Annotated in this window: 20 protein-coding genes; 15 read left to right on the top strand and 5 right to left on the bottom strand. The window is 67.7% G+C overall.

The features are described from left to right. The first annotated feature begins 30 nt into the window (after nt 1–30). Nucleotides 31–819, top strand: a complete 789-nt coding sequence (locus tag QZM35_RS30290) for a type II secretion system protein N (protein WP_301777388.1) — start codon at nt 31–33, stop codon at nt 817–819. 22 nt (nt 820–841) lie between these two features. Here QZM35_RS30290 and QZM35_RS30285 read toward each other — a convergent pair whose 3' ends face one another. After that, nucleotides 842–2,413 (bottom strand): efflux transporter outer membrane subunit, encoded by a 1,572-nt coding sequence (locus QZM35_RS30285; RefSeq protein WP_089424124.1) that lies wholly within the window; start codon nt 2,411–2,413, stop codon nt 842–844. A gap of 276 nt (nt 2,414–2,689) precedes the next feature. Then, complete coding sequence (locus QZM35_RS30280) at nt 2,690–2,974, bottom strand: multidrug ABC transporter ATPase (RefSeq protein ID WP_089439027.1); 285 nt, start codon at nt 2,972–2,974, stop codon at nt 2,690–2,692. Nucleotides 2,975–3,148: 174 nt separating this feature from the next. Between QZM35_RS30280 and QZM35_RS30275 the strand changes: the two genes are divergently transcribed. Both QZM35_RS30275 and QZM35_RS30270 read left to right on the top strand, forming a co-directional pair. After that, nucleotides 3,149–3,640, top strand: a complete 492-nt coding sequence (locus QZM35_RS30275) for a MarR family winged helix-turn-helix transcriptional regulator (protein WP_301777387.1) — start codon at nt 3,149–3,151, stop codon at nt 3,638–3,640. 177 nt (nt 3,641–3,817) lie between these two features. Continuing rightward, nucleotides 3,818–5,377 (top strand): DHA2 family efflux MFS transporter permease subunit, encoded by a 1,560-nt coding sequence (locus QZM35_RS30270; protein WP_206148630.1) that lies wholly within the window; start codon nt 3,818–3,820, stop codon nt 5,375–5,377. Between the two features lie 39 nt (nt 5,378–5,416). On the opposite strand, the gene QZM35_RS30265 is transcribed toward QZM35_RS30270, so the two are convergent. Beyond that, the gene (locus QZM35_RS30265; protein WP_085041246.1) at nt 5,417–6,343 is read right to left on the bottom strand and encodes a LysR family transcriptional regulator; all 927 of its coding nucleotides are present in this window, start codon (nt 6,341–6,343) and stop codon (nt 5,417–5,419) included. Nucleotides 6,344–6,483: 140 nt separating this feature from the next. Between QZM35_RS30265 and QZM35_RS30260 the strand changes: the two genes are divergently transcribed. The 9 genes from QZM35_RS30260 (at nt 6,484) to fliR (ending at nt 12,448) form a co-directional block, all read left to right on the top strand. Next, the gene (locus QZM35_RS30260; protein WP_089424120.1) at nt 6,484–6,960 is read left to right on the top strand and encodes a CidA/LrgA family protein; all 477 of its coding nucleotides are present in this window, start codon (nt 6,484–6,486) and stop codon (nt 6,958–6,960) included. A 13-nt stretch (nt 6,961–6,973) separates the two neighbouring features. Beyond that, entirely contained in the window at nt 6,974–7,696 is a 723-nt protein-coding gene (locus tag QZM35_RS30255; RefSeq protein ID WP_069246735.1) for an LrgB family protein, read from the top strand. Nucleotides 7,697–7,949: 253 nt separating this feature from the next. After that, nucleotides 7,950–8,486 (top strand): flagellar basal body-associated protein FliL, encoded by a 537-nt coding sequence (gene fliL / locus QZM35_RS30250; protein ID WP_089424119.1) that lies wholly within the window; start codon nt 7,950–7,952, stop codon nt 8,484–8,486. Between the two features lie 22 nt (nt 8,487–8,508). Then, nucleotides 8,509–9,507, top strand: a complete 999-nt coding sequence (fliM, locus tag QZM35_RS30245) for a flagellar motor switch protein FliM (RefSeq protein ID WP_069246733.1) — start codon at nt 8,509–8,511, stop codon at nt 9,505–9,507. Next, nucleotides 9,500–9,991, top strand: a complete 492-nt coding sequence (gene fliN, locus QZM35_RS30240) for a flagellar motor switch protein FliN (protein ID WP_069246732.1) — start codon at nt 9,500–9,502, stop codon at nt 9,989–9,991. Before fliM ends, fliN begins: the two co-directional genes overlap by 8 nt. After that, entirely contained in the window at nt 9,988–10,551 is a 564-nt protein-coding gene (gene fliO / locus QZM35_RS30235; RefSeq protein WP_089430390.1) for a flagellar biosynthetic protein FliO, read from the top strand. The genes fliN and fliO overlap by 4 nt, the downstream gene beginning before the upstream one ends. Before the next feature lie 36 nt (nt 10,552–10,587). After that, nucleotides 10,588–11,349 (top strand): flagellar type III secretion system pore protein FliP, encoded by a 762-nt coding sequence (gene fliP, locus QZM35_RS30230; protein ID WP_027788754.1) that lies wholly within the window; start codon nt 10,588–10,590, stop codon nt 11,347–11,349. A 20-nt stretch (nt 11,350–11,369) separates the two neighbouring features. Then, on the top strand, nt 11,370–11,642 hold the full coding sequence (gene fliQ / locus QZM35_RS30225) for a flagellar biosynthesis protein FliQ (RefSeq protein ID WP_039351961.1): 273 nt from the start codon (nt 11,370–11,372) through the stop codon (nt 11,640–11,642). A gap of 23 nt (nt 11,643–11,665) precedes the next feature. Then, nucleotides 11,666–12,448 (top strand): flagellar biosynthetic protein FliR, encoded by a 783-nt coding sequence (fliR, locus tag QZM35_RS30220; protein WP_089430389.1) that lies wholly within the window; start codon nt 11,666–11,668, stop codon nt 12,446–12,448. A 132-nt stretch (nt 12,449–12,580) separates the two neighbouring features. Here fliR and QZM35_RS30215 read toward each other — a convergent pair whose 3' ends face one another. Then, complete coding sequence (locus tag QZM35_RS30215; protein WP_301777386.1) at nt 12,581–13,045, bottom strand: CPBP family glutamic-type intramembrane protease; 465 nt, start codon at nt 13,043–13,045, stop codon at nt 12,581–12,583. Nucleotides 13,046–13,064: 19 nt separating this feature from the next. After that, complete coding sequence (locus QZM35_RS30210; protein WP_179255026.1) at nt 13,065–13,316, bottom strand: response regulator transcription factor; 252 nt, start codon at nt 13,314–13,316, stop codon at nt 13,065–13,067. Between the two features lie 316 nt (nt 13,317–13,632). Here QZM35_RS30210 and QZM35_RS30205 point away from each other — a divergent pair, with 316 nt between their 5' ends. The 3 genes from QZM35_RS30205 to QZM35_RS30195 all read left to right on the top strand — a co-directional run bounded on the left by QZM35_RS30205 (nt 13,633) and on the right by QZM35_RS30195 (nt 16,451). After that, nucleotides 13,633–14,637 (top strand): ABC transporter substrate-binding protein, encoded by a 1,005-nt coding sequence (locus QZM35_RS30205; protein WP_089430481.1) that lies wholly within the window; start codon nt 13,633–13,635, stop codon nt 14,635–14,637. A gap of 121 nt (nt 14,638–14,758) precedes the next feature. Further along, nucleotides 14,759–15,556 carry an ABC transporter ATP-binding protein gene (locus QZM35_RS30200; RefSeq protein WP_039351969.1) on the top strand — a complete coding sequence of 266 codons (798 nt, stop codon included), beginning with the start codon at nt 14,759–14,761 and terminating at the stop codon, nt 15,554–15,556. Between the two features lie 37 nt (nt 15,557–15,593). Then, nucleotides 15,594–16,451, top strand: coding sequence for an ABC transporter permease (locus QZM35_RS30195; RefSeq protein ID WP_089424115.1), 858 nt, complete (start codon nt 15,594–15,596; stop codon nt 16,449–16,451). The last annotated feature ends 2 nt before the right edge of the window (nt 16,452–16,453 follow it).

Here is a 16,453-nt window from a genome sequence, read left to right as displayed (position 1 = left end):
CAGTTGGACGACGCAAGTGGCGGTCGGCCGATGAGGCCGGGGATCAAGCGGCTCGCCACCGCATTGCCGTGGGTACTGGCGGGCGGCCTGGCGACGGCGGTGACGCTCGTCGCACTTGCGCCGGCCGCGTGGATCGCGCCGCAGTTCGCGCGCGCGACCGGCGGGCACGTGAATCTCGTCGATCCCGACGGGTCGCTGTGGCACGGCTCGGGCACGCTGATGCTCGCGCCGGGGGCCGACCAGAGCGCGGCGACGCTGCTGCCCGGCCGGGTCGAATGGACCACGCGCTTCTGGCCGCTGCTGACCGGGCGCGTGCAGATGCGCATGCGGCAGACCGAGGCGATGCCCGACGCGGTCACGCTCGATGCGACGTGGCGCGGCGCGGTGCTGTCGGCGGGCACGATGGCCGTGCCCGCGTCGCTGCTCGCGGGGCTTGGCACACCGTTCAACACGCTCGACCTGCAGGGCGACGTGCGGCTCGGCTGGAGCGACTGGCGCCTGATCGGCAACAACGCGTTCGGCCAGCTGACGGTGACGATCGAGTCGATGAGTTCGCGCGTCTCGCGCGTGAAGCCGCTCGGTTCGTACCGCGCGGTGCTGCAGGCGAAGGGGGCCGGTGCCGATCTCGATCTGTCGACGACGCAGGGCCCGCTGTTCCTCGACGGCCACGGCACCTTCGGCCCGGGCCAGGGCTCGTTCCGCGGCACCGCGCACTCGGCGCCCGAGCAGCAGGCGAACCTCGCGGGGCTGCTGAACCTGCTCGGTCACCCGATCGGCAACAACGAGGTATCGCTGATCTTCGGCGACGCGCAGCGCTGACGCGCGCGTCGCCCTTCCCTTCCTACTTCTGCGCGAGCGGCGCGGCGACCGCCGGTGCGGTGGCCGCGGGCGCGGCCGCACCGGACGCCGGCACCGGTGCAGGCGCCGCCACGTCGCCGTTCTCGCGCGCCATCTCCGCGACGTTCCAGCCGCCGCCGAGCGCCTTCACGAGCCCGACCGACGACGTCATCCGCTGCCCGGCGATCGTCGCGAGCTTCTGCTGTGCGGTGAACGCGGTGGTCTGCGCGGTCAGCACGTTCAGGTAGGCGACCGTGCCGGCCTTGTACTGGTTCGTGACGATCGCGAGCGAATGCTCGGCGCTGTCGACGGCCTGCCGCTGCACGTCGATTTCCTGCGCGAGGATGCGCTGCGACGCGAGGTTGTCCTCGACGTCCTGGAACGCGGTGAGCACCGCGAGGCGGTACGCGGCGACGTCCTGGTCGTAGGTCGCACGCGCGGCGTCGGTCTGCGCGGCGCGCAGGCCGGCGTCGAACAGCGTGGCCGCGAGCTGCGGGCCGACCGTCCAGAAGCGCGCCGGCAGCGTGAACAGCTGCGACCACACCGAGCTCTGGAAGCCACCGGTGGCCGACAGCGTGAGCGTCGGGAAGAACGCGGCGATCGCGACGCCGATCTGCTCGTTCGCGGCCGCCGCACGGCGCTCGGCCGCGGCGATGTCGGGCCGGCGCTCGAGGATCGCGGACGGCACGTCGACCGGCGTGATCGGCGGCTCGGCGGTGAGCGGATTCGGCGGCAGCGAGAAGGTCGACGCCGGTTCGCCGATCAGCGTCGCGATCGCATGCTCGTACTGCGCGCGGGCCACGCCGTTGTCGATCGATGCGGCCTGCGCGCTCTGCAGCTGCGTCTGCGCCTGGATCACGTCCGCACGTGCGGCAACGCCCTGCGCGTACTGGTTCTGCGTGAGCTTCAGCGACTGTTCGTACGACTTCACGGTGTCGTCGAGCAGCTTCTGCAGCGTATCGGACGTGCGCAGCTGGAAATAGGTCTGCGCGAGCAGCGCCTGCTGCGACAGCCGCGCGTTCGCGAGATCGGCCGCGGCGGCCGCTTCGCCGGCACGCTGCGCGCTGACGGTGCGACTCACCTTGCCCCACAGGTCCGGTTCCCAGCTCGCGTCGAGGCCGACGCTGTAGCTGTTGTTGATCGAGCCGGACGAACCGCTGCCGAAGCTCGACGACGAACCCGACGACACCGACGTGCGCGGCGTGCGGGCGCGCGAGCCCGACGCGGTCAGCCCGACGGTCGGGAAATACGCGGCCCGCGCCTCGGTGACGAGCGCGCGCGCCTGCCGGTACGCGGCCGCCGATTGCGCGATGGTCTGGTTCGACGCGTTGAGCCTGCCGATCAGCGCATCGAGCTGCGGATCGTTGTAGACCGTCCACCACGCACCGCGGTCGGTGCGGTCGGCGGGCTGCGCGACCTTCCAGCCGGCCGGCGCTTCCTTGTAGGCGGCGGGGATCGACGTGTCGGGCCGGTGATAGTCGGGCCCGACGGCGCAGCCGGCGAGCAGCACGGCCGTCGCGACGGCGACGGCGGCGCTCAGCGGGCGAAGGGCGCGCGGGAGGGAGGCGTACGGCATGGTGGTTTTCCTGTCTGGGCGCGACGTCCGGCGAGCGGCGTCGCGCGATGCGGTCGTCGTGCCGCTGGCGGACAAATGGTAACTGACGGCGGGAAAGCTGCGCAGCCCCAAGGGTACGGTGCACAAGGACAGGAATGTGTTACCGGCGCGAGCGGCCGGTTTACCGGCCATTACGGCCAGCTGACGGGAAGACAGGGATGCGACGCCGGCCGTGCGGGGCGCGGTCGGCGCTCAGGCGGTGCAGCCAGGAAGGCGGGGGACGCGCACGGTCAGTGATCAGTGGCAGCGCGCGGGCAGCGGGAGCGGTTCGGCGGCGGACCGCCATGTCGACGGCTCCGTCGCGGCCGGCTGGCCCGCGCGGCGAGCGCCGTCTTTCGCGTTGCGCTGCCGGCGATGATCGAACCATGCGAACCCGAGCGCCGCGAGCGAGCCGCCCGGGACCACCAGCATCGTCACGTACAGCGCGATCTTCCAGCCGCGGTGCGGCCCGGAGAACGCATGATGAGCGGTATCGGTCAGGTTGCGGCGCAGCGCGCCGGCGGCATTTTTCAGGAACAGCATCGCGAACATCCTCGGGGTGCCCGCAGCGCGGGCGCATCGGTCAGAACATAGTCTCCGGCAGTGCAACATGCACGTCGTAACTGGTTGCCTCAAATAATATTGACTATGCAATCAATTTTCAAGATACTGGGCGCGTTTAAATCTGAAACGCACTATTGCTGCGTGCGCAATCGCATGACCGGCGGCCTCTACGATCCCGAGAACATCGCGCTGGAAACGAGCCTCGGCTATTACCTGTCGAAGGCGAAGCAGGCGCTCGTCGAGCGGATGGACCGTGCGCTCGAGCCGCTCGACCTCACCGCGCAGCAGATCGGCGTGATCCTGCTGCTGTCGCGTGGCTATGCGCGCACGCCGTTCGAGCTGTCCCGCAAGATGTCGTACGACAGCGGGTCGATGACGCGGATGCTCGACCGGCTCGAACGCAAGGGGCTGGTCGCGCGCTCGCGCAGCGAGCAGGACCGTCGGATGATCGAGCTGACGCTGACCGAACGCGGCGCCGAAGCCGCGCGTGCACTGCCGTCGCTGATCGCGACCGCGCTCAACGCGCAGCTCGACGGCTTCTCGGCCGACGAGCTCGCGACGCTCACCGGTCTGTTGCAGCGCTTCATCGCCAACGGGCCCGGCTCGGCCGGGTGCCCGAAACCCGACGAAGAAGCGGACGGCTGAGGTGCGCGGAGGCCCCATGTCTAAGTTAAGCACTCGCTTATTTATCTGTCTGGGCAGAAGATGACAAGGCACGCGCTCCCCTTTTCCCTTTATCCGTTCCACCCGGCCGGGTTGCGCTGCGGCGCACACCCGTGCGTTGCGCCGGCGCATCGCGCGCGCCGCGTCTAGGAGATTCCGATGTCCGCCACCACGGCATCCGCCGCCCCCGCCGCCGAACCCGCGCCGTTGTCCGGCGGTGCGCTCGCGCTGCTCACCGTCGGGCTCGCGCTCGGCACCTTCATGGAAGTGCTCGACACGTCGATCGCGAACGTCGCGGTGCCGACCATTTCCGGCAGCCTCGGCGTCGCGACGAGCGAAGGCACCTGGGTGATCTCGTCGTACTCGGTGGCGTCCGCGATCGCGGTGCCGCTCACCGGCTGGCTCGCGCGGCGGGTCGGCGAGGTGCGGCTGTTCACGCTGTCGGTGCTCGCGTTCACGGTCGCGTCGGCGCTGTGCGGCCTCGCGACCAACTTCGAGACGCTGATCGCGTTCCGGCTGCTGCAGGGCCTCGTGTCGGGGCCGATGGTGCCGCTGTCGCAGACGATCCTGATGCGCAGCTACCCGCCCGCGAAGCGTGGGCTCGCGCTCGGGCTATGGGCGATGACGGTGATCGTCGCCCCGATCTTCGGCCCGTTGCTGGGCGGCTGGATCAGCGACAACTACACATGGCCGTGGATCTTCTACATCAACCTGCCGATCGGCATCTTCTCGGCGACCTGCGCGTATTTCCTGCTGCGCGGCCGCGAGACGAAGACGTCGAAGCAGCGGATCGACGCGATCGGCCTGGCACTGCTCGTGATCGGCGTGTCGTGCCTGCAGATGATGCTCGACCTCGGCAAGGACCGTGACTGGTTCAACTCGACGTTCATCGTCGCGCTCGCACTGATCGCGGTCGTGTCGCTCGCGTTCATGCTCGTGTGGGAGGCGACCGAGAAGGAGCCGGTGGTCGACCTGTCGCTGTTCAAGGACCGCAACTTCGCGCTCGGCGCGATGATCATCTCGTTCGGCTTCATGGCGTTCTTCGGCTCGGTCGTGATCTTCCCGCTGTGGCTGCAGACGGTGATGGGCTACACGGCCGGCAAGGCCGGCCTTGCGACCGCGCCGGTCGGGCTGCTCGCGCTCGTGCTGTCGCCGCTGATCGGCCGCAACATGCACCGGCTCGACCTGCGGATGGTCGCGAGCTTCGCGTTCATCGTGTTCGCCGGCGTGTCGATCTGGAACTCGACGTTCACGCTCGACGTGCCGTTCAACCACGTGATCCTGCCGCGGCTCGTGCAGGGGATCGGCGTCGCGTGCTTCTTCGTGCCGATGACGACGATCACGCTGTCGAGCATCTCCGACGACCGGCTCGCGAGCGCGTCGGGGCTGTCGAACTTCCTGCGCACGCTGTCCGGCGCGATCGGCACCGCGGCGAGTTCGACGTTCTGGGAGAACGACGCGATCTACCACCACGCGCGACTGTCGGAATCGGTGAGCGTGTATGCGCAGAGCACGACCGACTACCAGGGCGCGCTGTCGCAGCTCGGCATCGTCGGCCAGACGGCCAATGCGCAGCTCAACCAGCTCGTCACACAGCAGGGCTTCATGATGGCGACCAACGACTTCTTCCTGCTGTCCGCGTTCATGTTCGGCGCGCTCGCGGCGCTCGTGTGGGTCACCAAGCCGAGGAAGGGGGCGGGGCCGGCGATGGGGCATTGACCGCGCGGCGGGCGGCTGTTGCGCCCGCCTCGGCGGGCCTCACTCCCTTGCCCGCAACCCACCAAACGCCAGATCGTCACCCGGCGCGATCGGCAGCGTCGCCCGCGCCACGTCGAGCCACGCGCGCGCCGCGTGCGACAGATACCCCTTCTTCAGCCAGCCGAGCGCGATCGCCCACGTGATCTCCGGCTCGACGATCGGCCGGCACGTGAACTGGCCTGCGTCGAGCCGCCGGCAATACGGCTCGGGCAGCAGCGCGATGCCGACCCCCGCATGCACGAGCGCGGCCATGAAATCCCAGTGGCCGCTGCGGCTCACGATCGACGGCGTGAAGCCGGCCTGCCGGCACGCATCCAGCACCGCGTCGTGCAGCGCGAGGCTTTCCGCGTAGAACACGAACGACTCGCGCGCGAGATCCGCGAGCGGCACGGCCGCGTGATCCTCCCAGCGCGATTCGCGCGGCGCGACGAGCCACAGCGGCGCGCGCACCATCGGCAGCCGCTCGAAAGTGCCGGGATCGACCGGCTCCAGCAGCCCGCCGAGTTCCAGCTCACCCGACGTCAGCGCGGCCTCGATCATCCGCGCGCCCTGCTCGAACAGCTTCAGCTCGATGTTCGGGTAGCGCTGCTTGTACGCGGCGATGATCGGCGTGAACAGTGAGCCGCCGAGCGGCGGGATGCCGATCGTCAGCTCGCCGCGCCCGAGCGTGCCGAGATCGTTCAGCTCCGACTGCAGCTGCGCCTGCGCGGCGAGCACGTCCTGGCCGCGCTGGAACACGATCCGCCCCGCGTCGGTCAGCACCATCTGCCGGCCGTCGCGCAGCAGCAGCGGCGAGCCGATCTCGTCCTCGAGCGCCTTCACCATCTTGCTGATGGTCGGCTGGGTCACGAACAGCTTGTCGGCGGCCGCCGTGAAACTCTGCTGGCGAACCACCTCGACGAAGTACCGCAACGCGCGCAATTCCATCGATGACTCCCCAAAGTGGTGCGGCGATCAGAAAGCGAATTCCGAATTGGAATGACAAGGATAGAGACAAGTCATTTTATTTATGGTTAGGGGAAACCCTATACTCCCACCATCAACGGAATATCTGTAGGGAGCCCGCCATGACCAAGCCGACCGCCGCACTCGCCGCCCGCCCCGCCGCTTCGGGCAGCCTGGCCCGCACGGGCCGGATCGCGCTGCAGGCCGCCGCGCTCGGTGCGCTGTGGATGGCGGTCGACTGGGCCGTGCGAAAGATCGGGCTGCCGATTCCGTCCGGCGTGATCGGCCTCGCGGTGCTCCTCGTGCTGCTGTTCTCGGGCCGCGTCGCGCCCGCATGGGTGAAGGACGGCGCGAACTGGCTGCTGTCCGACATGCTGCTGTTCTTCGTGCCGGCCGCCGTCGCGGCCGTGCAGTACGGCGGGCTGTTTCGCGAGGACGGCTGGCGCATCGCGCTGGTGATGCTCGCCGGCACCGCGTTCGTGATGGTCGCGGTGGCCGTCGCGGTCGACCTCGCCGCGAAGCTCGAGCGCCGGCTCGCCGTGCAGCGCGTGTTCGCCGAACGCCGCCGCACGCGCCTCACCGCCGCGTCCGCCCACTGAGCCGGAGCCTGCCATGCTTGCCGCATTGTCGAACCTGTCCGCCGACCAGGCGAACACCGCGATCTCGTTCGGCTGCTTCGTGCTGACGGTCGTGCTGTATTTCGCGTCGAAGCGGCTCTACGCATACAAGAAGACGCTGCTGTTCTCGCCGCTCGTGTTCGTGCCGGGCGTGCTGGTGCTGCTCGTCCTGCTGACCGGCATCCCGTATTCGGTCTACTTCCACGACACGCGCTGGCTGATGTGGCTGCTCGGCCCGGCGACGATCGCGTTCGCGGTGCCGATCTACGACTATCGCGACCTGATCCGTCGCCACTGGCTGTCGCTGTCGGTCGGCGTCGCGGTCGGGATCAGTGCGGGCGTGTGCGGGTCGCTGCTGCTCGCGAAGCTGCTGCACCTGTCGCCCGAGCTGCAGCGCTCGCTGATGACGCGCTCGGTGTCGACGCCGTTCGCGCTCGCCGTGTCGGACAAGATCCACGCGCCGAAGGATCTCACCGCGCTGTTCGTGATCGCGACCGGCATCTGCGGGATGCTGCTCGGTGAGCTGGTGCTCGCGCTGGTGCCGATGCGCACGCGGCTCGCGCGCGGTGCGCTGTTCGGCGCGGCCGCCCACGGCGTGGGCACCGCGAAGGCGCGCGAGATCGGCAGCGAGGAAGGCGTCGTGTCGAGCCTGACGATGATGATCGCGGGCGTCGCGATGGTGCTGATCGCGCCGCTCCTGACGCTGCTGCCGATCTGACCGGGCGGCGGACGCCCGCCAGGCGCCGGCCCGGCCTGGCGCAATCGTGCCTGCCGCCAGCGGCGCGGCAGGCCCCGCGCGGCGGGTACGGCGCTCACGCCCCACGCCACCCACCCGCTTCAGCCGCCCGCCCCGGCGGCCCTTTCCGCCCCCACTTACCCTGCATCGAGCCGACACCCGGCCGACAATCGGCTGAGATAGCCGCAAATCCCCCCTCTTTTCCGCCCATCGGGCTCGGCCCGGATGCCGAACAATGCATGCTACGAGACATCACGCACGCATTCACATGGCCTCCACGACCGCAAACCCGACCGCCGACAAGCCGGCTTCCTCCGGCAAGTTCAAGCGCATCGCGCTGATCGCCGTCATCGCGCTGGGCGCGGCAGCCGCCGCAGCCGGCGGCATGTACGTGTTCCTGAGCAAGGAAGGCGTCGGCCATGCGAGCAAGCCCGCCGAGCCGGCGCCGCTGGCCGCGCCGGTGTTCTTCCCGCTCGACCCGCTGACCGTGAACCTGCAGTCCGACGACGGCGCGCAGCACTACCTGCGCGTCGGCCTGTCGCTGAAGCTCACCGACTCGAAGGCGCAGGAGCAGCTGACCGCGCGGATGCCGGAGATCCGCAGCCGGATCCTGCTCGCGCTGTCGAACAAGCATCCCGAGGAACTCGCGACGCCGGACGGCAAACGTTCGCTCGCGAAGGAACTGCGGGAGCTGATCGAGCAGCCGACGCAGCCGGGCAACCAGCGCGCGAAGGTCGACGACGTGCTGTTCACCGAGTTCGTCGTCCAGTAACGCGGCCGCGAAAGGAGCGCGTATGGGTCACCAGGAGTTCATGTCCCAGGAGGAGGTCGATGCCCTCCTCAAGGGCGTCACGGGCGAAGCCGATTCAGTCGACGAACAGCGCGACACGTCGGGCGTCCGCCCCTACAACATTGCGACGCAGGAGCGGATCGTCCGCGGCCGGATGCCCGGCCTCGAGATCATCAACGACCGCTTCGCGCGCCTGCTGCGGATCGGCATCTTCAACTTCATGCGGCGCACGGCGGAAATCTCCGTCAGCCAGGTGAAGGTGCAGAAGTACAGCGAGTTCACCCGCAACCTGCCGATCCCGACGAACCTGAACCTGGTGCACGTGAAGCCGCTGCGCGGCACGTCGCTGTTCGTGTTCGACCCGAACCTCGTGTTCTTCGTCGTCGACAACCTGTTCGGCGGCGACGGGCGCTTTCACACGCGCGTCGAGGGCCGCGACTTCACGGCCACCGAGCAGCGGATCATCGGCAAGCTGCTGAACCTCGTGTTCGAGCACTACACGACCGCCTGGAAGAGCGTGCGGCCGCTGCAGTTCGAGTTCGTGCGCTCGGAAATGCACACGCAGTTCGCGAACGTCGCGACGCCGAACGAGATCGTCATCGTCACGCAGTTCTCGATCGAGTTCGGGCCGACGGGCGGCACGCTGCACATCTGCATGCCGTACTCGATGGTCGAGCCGATCCGCGACGTGCTCGCGTCGCCGATCCAGGGCGAGGCGCTCGAAGTCGACCGCCGCTGGGTGCGCGTGCTGTCGCAGCAGGTGCAGTCCGCCGAGGTCGAGCTGACCGCGAACCTCGCCGAGATCTCGTCGAACTTCGAGAAGATCCTGAACCTGCGCGCGGGCGACGTGCTGCCGCTGGAGATCGAGGACACGATCACCGCGAAGGTCGACGGCGTGCCGGTGATGGAATGCGGCTACGGAATTTTCAATGGTCAATATGCGTTGCGCGTGCAGAAGATGATCAGCGCGGGCGATTCGATGAAGGAAGGTGGATATGAGTGAGCTGAACCAGACGCCCGAGGACGACGCACAAGCGATGGCCGACGCGGCCCTCGCGGCATCGGCCGCCGCCGCACAGGCGGCACCGGCCGCGGCGGAGGAAGATCCGGGCATGGACGACTGGGCGGCCGCGCTCGCCGAGCAGAACGAGCAGCCGGTGCCGGCCGGTGCGACAGGCGCCGGCGTGTTCCAGCCGCTGTCGAAGGCCGCGGCAAACACGACGCACAACGACATCGAGATGATTCTCGACATCCCGGTCAAGATGACCGTGGAGCTCGGCCGCACGAAGATCGCGATCCGCAACCTGCTGCAGCTCGCGCAGGGTTCGGTCGTCGAGCTGGACGGCATGGCCGGCGAGCCGATGGACGTGCTCGTGAACGGTTGCCTGATCGCGCAGGGCGAGGTCGTGGTGGTCAACGACAAGTTCGGCATCCGCCTGACCGACATCATCACGCCGGCCGAACGCATCCGGAAACTGAATCGATGAACGTAGTAAAGCCCGGCCGCCGCGTGCGCGTCGCAAGCGTGGCAGCGGCTGCCGCGGCCCTTGCGGCGTCGCTTGCCTGCGTACCGGCCGGCGCCGCCGACATGAACGCGGTGAACCACCCCGGGTCGATCGCATCGAGCGTGATGGTCGGCTCGGCCGCACCGTCGCTCGGCTTCGGCGCGGTGCTGCAGACGCTGGTCGGGCTCGCGGTCGTGATCGGTCTCGTGTTCGCGTGCGCGTGGCTCGCGCGCCGCTTCGGCTTCCAGCATGCCCGCCGCGGCGGCCCGCTGAAGGTCGTGTCGAGCGTCGCGGTCGGCGCGAAGGAAAGCGCGACGATCGTCGAGATCGGCGACACCTGGCTCGTGCTCGGCGTCGCGCCGGGCAACGTGCGATTGCTGCATACGCTGCCGGCCGGCTCGGCGGCGGCCCCGGTTTCCGCTGACGCGCCCGCCGGCGCCGCCCCGTCCGACGGCGGCCTGCCCGGCACGTTCGGCTCGCGGTTTCGCGACGCGCTCGCGGGCGAAGCCGCGAAGCGCCTCGGTCGCGGCAAGGACCGCTGACATGGCGCCGCGCCCTCTTTCCGACCCCGCATTCCGATGAAACACGCCTTCCTGCATCGCGCGGCGCGCTTCGCGCCCGTGCTGATCCTCTGCCTCGCTCCCGCGCTCGCCTGTGCGCAGGCGAACGGCCTGCCCGCGTTCAACGCGAGCCCGGGCCCGCACGGCGGCACCACGTATTCGCTGAGCGTGCAGACGATGCTGCTGCTCACGATGCTGTCGTTCCTGCCGGCGATGCTGCTGATGATGACGAGCTTCACGCGCATCATCATCGTGCTGTCGCTGCTGCGCCAGGCGCTCGGCACCGCGACGACGCCGCCGAACCAGGTGCTCGTCGGCCTCGCGATGTTCCTCACCTTCTTCGTGATGTCGCCGGTGCTCGACCGGGCGTACAACGACGGCTACAAGCCGTTCTCCGACGGCTCGATGCCGATGGAGCAGGCGGTGCAGCGCGGCGTCGCGCCGTTCAAGACCTTCATGCTGAAGCAGACCCGCGAGACCGATCTCGCGCTGTTCGCGAAGATCTCGAAGGCCGCGCCGATGCAGGGGCCCGAGGACGTGCCGCTGTCGCTGCTGGTGCCGGCGTTCGTCACGAGCGAGCTGAAGACCGGCTTCCAGATCGGCTTCACGGTGTTCATCCCGTTCCTGATCATCGACATGGTCGTCGCGAGCGTGCTGATGTCGATGGGGATGATGATGGTGTCGCCGTCCACCGTGTCGCTGCCGTTCAAGCTGATGCTGTTCGTGCTGGTCGACGGCTGGCAGCTGCTGATCGGCTCGCTCGCGCAGAGCTTTACGTAAGCCGCGGAGGAACACGCACGATGACGCCCGAACAAGTGATGACGCTCGCGCACCACGCGATGATGGTCGGCCTGCTGCTGGCCGCCCCGCTGCTGCTGGTCGCACTCGCGGTCGGCCTGGTCGTGAGCCTGTTCCAGGCCGCGACGCAGATCAACGAGGCGACGCTGTCGTTCATCCCGAAGCTGCTCGCGGTCGCCGCGACGCTCGTGATCGCCGGCCCGTGGATGATGACGACGATGCTCGACTACCTGCGGCAGACGCTGCTGCACGTCGCGACGCTCGGCGTCGGCTGAGCCGCGCGCACCACCCGGCGACGATGTTCTCGGTTACCTACGCGCAGCTCAACGGCTGGCTCACGGCGTTCCTGTGGCCATTCGTGAGGATGCTCGCGCTCGTCGCGACCGCGCCCGTCGTCGGCCATGCGGCGGTGCCCATCCGCGTGAAGATCGGCCTCGCCGCGTTCATGGCGCTGGTCGTCGCCCCCACGCTCGGCGCGATGCCGGACGTCACCGTGTTCTCCGCGCAGGGCATCTGGATCGTCGTCATGCAGTTCCTGATCGGCGTCGCGATGGGCTTCACGATGCAGATCGTGTTCGCGGCGGTCGGGGCGGCCGGCGACTTCATCGGGCTGTCGATGGGGCTCGGCTTCGCCACCTTTTTCGATCCGCACACGAGCGGCGCGACGCCCGCGATGGGCCGCTTCCTGAACGCGATCGCGATGCTCGCGTTCCTCGCGGTGGACGGTCACCTGCAGGTGTTCGCCGCGCTCACCGCGTCGTTCCAGTCGCTGCCGGTGTCGGCCGACCTGCTGCACGCGCCCGGCTGGCGCACGCTCGCGTCGTTCGGCACGACGGTGTTCGAGATGGGGCTGCTGCTCGCGCTGCCGGTGATCGCGGCGCTGCTGATCGCGAACCTCGCGCTCGGCATCCTGAACCGCGCGGCGCCGCAGATCGGCGTGTTCCAGGTCGGCTTTCCCGTCACGATGCTCGTCGGGCTGTTGCTCGTGCAACTGATGATCCCGAACCTCGTGCCGTTCGTGGCGCACCTGTTCGACATGGGGCTCGACGCGATGGGGCGGGTGCTGACGGGCTGGCGCTGAGCGCGGGTCATTCGTCCCGACGTACAGGCGTTGCCTCGACCGAGTCATCAAGATTTCGTGTGGGTTCAGGGGCCGTTCATCCGGCCAATTGGCGACGAATCTACGGATTGACCCGGGAACAATGCGTTCGCGTTAGATGAGGATGCTTGCCAGCGTGTTGCGGGCGGCATGGGCGGTGGCGACGACCAAAAAGGGACGACCACCAGGGTAATCACGCAGCACGAAGACCGTTGCGAAAATCAGCCCGCCCCATAAAGCGACTGCCACGTACAGGATGCTGTAGCCGTGCGTTGCACCGAACACAAGAGTGGAAACACCGATCGCTGACCAAACGTTCCCTCCGAATGTGCGGCGAAGCAACCGAATGGGAAGCCACTGGAAGAGAAATGTTTCCACTATTGGTGCAGCGAGCGAGCCAACAGACAGGCGCATCAATAGGTCGTACTTCACTATCTCAGGCAGCGCACCGGAGGACGGGCTGAGTGGTAATCCGAACACAAATTGGCCACCCCAGACAAAAACACCAGCGACGTATGTGAGAACGCAAGTCAGAAGCGCGGAAACGAGTACCGGGCTATGCGAGATAGTGCGAATCACGCTGTTATCAGGGCAGTCTTTAATAGTCGACGACGATGAGATCGACCGGGGAGCGAGTCAATGCGTCAATCAGCCCCTCCCCGCTATTGCAGCAATGCGAGATGAGGAAATCCGGTTCCCATTGAGGCAGACGCTTCAGCATTTCGATTACGACCGGATGGTCGTCGGCAATGGCGATGGTGGTTAGACTCATTGGATCGTCGAAATGAAATATCAAGTCAGAAAGCGAACCGAACAGATTATGAGAAATCAGAGGCGGCACGTTGCGCAACGCGATGCGTCCTCGTCGACCAAGGCTATTGTCGTGATGTCATGCTTCCGTAGTTGATCTGGGCGCAATGGATGATCCTCTTCGTGCTTGCCAAAGCGTAATGCCGAGAAATCAGCATAGATAGGCCTATTGCCATTCCAACCTCCGGCGCAATCCGGCTGGGGGGCGCTCTTCGAGCATTCGCGTCGGATTCGTGGAAAACCCCTAAAGGAACCGCCAACCCGCGAAAGGTTGCAGAAGGTTTCGCCTCCCTATACTCGTCGTGACGATGCATCAAGCATCGCGCCATACGAATACAACGAAGGAGACGATCCCGATGCGACCCATCCTGCGCACCCTCGCCATTGCAGCCAGCCTCAGCTGCGCGCTCGCCGCTCACCCCGCTTTCGCCGACGACGGCGGCAAGATCACGATCATGGTCGGCGGGATCGCGAAGCTGATCTACCTGCCCGCGCGGCTCACGCAGGAACTCGGCTACTTCAAGGCCGAAGGGCTCGACGTCGAGCTGCTGTCGCAGCCGGCCGGCGTCGACGCCGAGAACGAACTGCTGGCAGGCGCCGTGCAGGGCGTGGTCGGCTTCTACGACCACACGGTCGACCTGCAGAGCAAGGGCAAGGACGTGAAGGCGATCGCCGTGCTCTGCCAGGTGCCGGGCGAAGTCGAGATGGTGTCGACCAAGGCCGCGCCGACCTTCAAGTCGATGGCCGACGCGAAGGGCAAGACGCTCGGCGTGACGGGCCTCGGCTCGTCGACCAGCTTCCTCACCCAATACCTTGCGCTCCAGCACGGCGTGCAGTCGACCCAGTACACGATGCTGCCGGTCGGCGCCGACGCGAGCTTCATCGCAGCGATCAAGCAGGGCCGTATCGACGCCGGCATGACGACCGAGCCGACGGTGTCCGCGCTCGAGAAGATGGGCGACGCGAAGGTGCTGGTCGACCTGCGCACGCTCGAAGGCACGCGCGCCGCACTCGGCGGCACCTACCCGGCCGCGAGCCTGTACGTGCAGTCGGCGTGGGCCGATTCGCACAAGGATCAGGCGACCAAGCTCGCGCACGCGTTCGCGAAGACGATGCAGTTCATCCACACGCACAGCGCCGACGAGATCGCCGCGAAGATGCCGGCCGACTACCAGAAGGACAAGGCGCTGTACGTGAGCGCGCTGAAGGCGTCGCTGCCGATGTACACGGCCGACGGCAAGATGCCGGCCGATGGCCCGGCCACCGTGCTGAAGGTGCTGTCGGCGTTCAACCCGTCGGTGAAGGGCAAGCACATCGACCTGGCGCGCACCTACACGAACGATTTCGTGAACGCGAAGTAATCGAACTCGGCAGTCGCGCCGGCGGCGGCGATCCCGCCGCCGTGCGCGCCCCGTTCCGGCCCGGTTGACCGGCCCGGCGCCGCCACGCTGCGACGCTCTCCTCACCCGCAGGATCAATGCGATGAACCAGGCAGTCTCCCCGAGCACACCGGCGATCGAGTTTCGCAACGTGTCGTGCCGCTTCATTTCGCCGGAAGGCAAGGCCACCGTCGCGCTGCGCGACTTCAGCATGAGCGTCGCGCGCGGCGAGTTCATCGCGATCGTCGGCCCGACCGGCTGCGGCAAGTCGACGACGCTGAACCTGATCACCGGGCTGCTCAAGCCCGCAACGGGCGAAGTGCGCGTGATGGGCCGCCCGGTCGACGGGATCGACCCGCGCATCGGCTTCGTGTTCCAGGCCGACGCGGTGTTCCCGTGGCGCAACGTGATCGACAACGTCGCGGCGGGCCCGCTGTTTCGCGGCCGCTCGAAGGACGTCGCGTACACGCAGGCCGAGGAATGGATCCGCAAGGTCGGCCTCGACAAGTTCACGAAGCACTACCCGCACCAGCTGTCCGGCGGGATGAGGAAGCGCGTCGCGCTCGCGCAGACCTTCATCAACCAGCCGGAAATCCTGCTGATGGACGAGCCGTTCTCCGCGCTCGACATGCAGACGCGCACGCTGATGCAGGACGAGCTGCTGCAGCTCTGGTCGGCGAACAAGGGCTCGGTGGTGTTCGTCACGCACGATCTCGAGGAGGCGATCGCGCTGGCCGACCGCGTGTTCGTGCTGACCGCGCGGCCCGCCACGCTCAAGCGCGTGTACGAGATCGACCTGCCGCGCCCGCGCGTCACGTCGGAGATCCGCTACGACACGCGCTTCATCGAAATTTCCAAGGACATCTGGCACGACCTGCGCGAAGAAGTGCAGATCGGCTGACGCATACGCTCAAGGCAAGGACCGCAAGGACAGGAGCATGACCGACATGACGCTTCCCCCCACCGCCATTCCGGCAACGACGCTCGAGGACGAGTCGCGCGCCGCTCAAACCCGCCTGCGCCGCCGCCGGCAACTGATCATCGGCCTGCGGATCGCCGTACTCGTGATCGTGCTCGGCGGGTGGGAACTCGCCGCACGGTTGAAGTGGATCGATCCGTTCTTCTTCTCGCAACCGACGCTGATCTTCGCGCAGATCCAGGACTGGTTCGTGAACGGCACGTCGCAGGGGCCGCTCCTCACGCAGGTGTGGGTCACGCTCGAGGAAACCGGCATCGGCTTCGTGATCGGCTCGGTGGCCGGCGTGATCTGCGGGATCGTGCTCGGCCGCAACAAGCTGATGGCTGACGTGTTCGGCCTGTACATCCAGATCGCGAACTCGATTCCGCGCGTCGTGCTCGGCTCGATCTTCGTGATCGCGCTGGGCCTCGGGATGGCGTCGAAGATCGCGCTGGCCGTCGTGATGGTGTTCTTCGTCGTGTTCGGCAACGCGTTCCAGGGCGTGCGCGAAGCCGACCGCTACCTGATCGCGAACGCGCAGATCCTCGGCGCGTCGCGCCGGCAGATCACCACGTCGGTCGTGATCCCGTCCGCGCTGAGCTGGATTCTCGCCAGCCTGCACGTGAGCTTCGGCTTCGCGCTGGTCGGTGCGGTCGTCGGCGAATTCCTGGGTTCCAAGCAGGGCATCGGCCTGCTAATCTCCACCGCCCAGGGCGCGTTCAACGCGAGCGGCGTGTTCGCGGCGATGATCGTGCTGGCGGTGGTCGCGCTGGCCGCCGACTACCTGCTGACCTGGCTCGAGAAGCGGCTGCTGAAGTGGCGCCCCGCGGCGTTCTGAAC

Source organism: Burkholderia sp. AU45274 (genome assembly GCF_030482505.1).
In the GTDB taxonomy this organism is placed as follows: domain Bacteria; phylum Pseudomonadota; class Gammaproteobacteria; order Burkholderiales; family Burkholderiaceae; genus Burkholderia.
Note: the sequence above shows the minus strand (reverse complement) of the source record. Positions and strands in the feature narration are given on the sequence as shown.

Coding starts and splice junctions, on each gene's coding strand:
- fliQ (WP_039351961.1), top strand. CDS start 11,370: ATGACGCCCGAACAAGTGATGACGCTCGCGCACCACGCGATGATGGTC.
- QZM35_RS30200 (WP_039351969.1), top strand. CDS start 14,759: ATGAACCAGGCAGTCTCCCCGAGCACACCGGCGATCGAGTTTCGCAAC.
- QZM35_RS30255 (WP_069246735.1), top strand. CDS start 6,974: ATGCTTGCCGCATTGTCGAACCTGTCCGCCGACCAGGCGAACACCGCG.
- QZM35_RS30195 (WP_089424115.1), top strand. CDS start 15,594: ATGACCGACATGACGCTTCCCCCCACCGCCATTCCGGCAACGACGCTC.
- fliO (WP_089430390.1), top strand. CDS start 9,988: ATGAACGTAGTAAAGCCCGGCCGCCGCGTGCGCGTCGCAAGCGTGGCA.
- QZM35_RS30205 (WP_089430481.1), top strand. CDS start 13,633: ATGCGACCCATCCTGCGCACCCTCGCCATTGCAGCCAGCCTCAGCTGC.
- QZM35_RS30275 (WP_301777387.1), top strand. CDS start 3,149: ATGACCGGCGGCCTCTACGATCCCGAGAACATCGCGCTGGAAACGAGC.
- fliM (WP_069246733.1), top strand. CDS start 8,509: ATGGGTCACCAGGAGTTCATGTCCCAGGAGGAGGTCGATGCCCTCCTC.
- fliP (WP_027788754.1), top strand. CDS start 10,588: ATGAAACACGCCTTCCTGCATCGCGCGGCGCGCTTCGCGCCCGTGCTG.
- QZM35_RS30290 (WP_301777388.1), top strand. CDS start 31: ATGAGGCCGGGGATCAAGCGGCTCGCCACCGCATTGCCGTGGGTACTG.
- QZM35_RS30270 (WP_206148630.1), top strand. CDS start 3,818: ATGTCCGCCACCACGGCATCCGCCGCCCCCGCCGCCGAACCCGCGCCG.
- fliL (WP_089424119.1), top strand. CDS start 7,950: ATGCATGCTACGAGACATCACGCACGCATTCACATGGCCTCCACGACC.
- QZM35_RS30280 (WP_089439027.1), bottom strand. CDS start 2,974: ATGCTGTTCCTGAAAAATGCCGCCGGCGCGCTGCGCCGCAACCTGACC.
- fliN (WP_069246732.1), top strand. CDS start 9,500: ATGAGTGAGCTGAACCAGACGCCCGAGGACGACGCACAAGCGATGGCC.
- QZM35_RS30260 (WP_089424120.1), top strand. CDS start 6,484: ATGACCAAGCCGACCGCCGCACTCGCCGCCCGCCCCGCCGCTTCGGGC.
- QZM35_RS30285 (WP_089424124.1), bottom strand. CDS start 2,413: ATGCCGTACGCCTCCCTCCCGCGCGCCCTTCGCCCGCTGAGCGCCGCC.
- QZM35_RS30265 (WP_085041246.1), bottom strand. CDS start 6,343: ATGGAATTGCGCGCGTTGCGGTACTTCGTCGAGGTGGTTCGCCAGCAG.
- fliR (WP_089430389.1), top strand. CDS start 11,666: ATGTTCTCGGTTACCTACGCGCAGCTCAACGGCTGGCTCACGGCGTTC.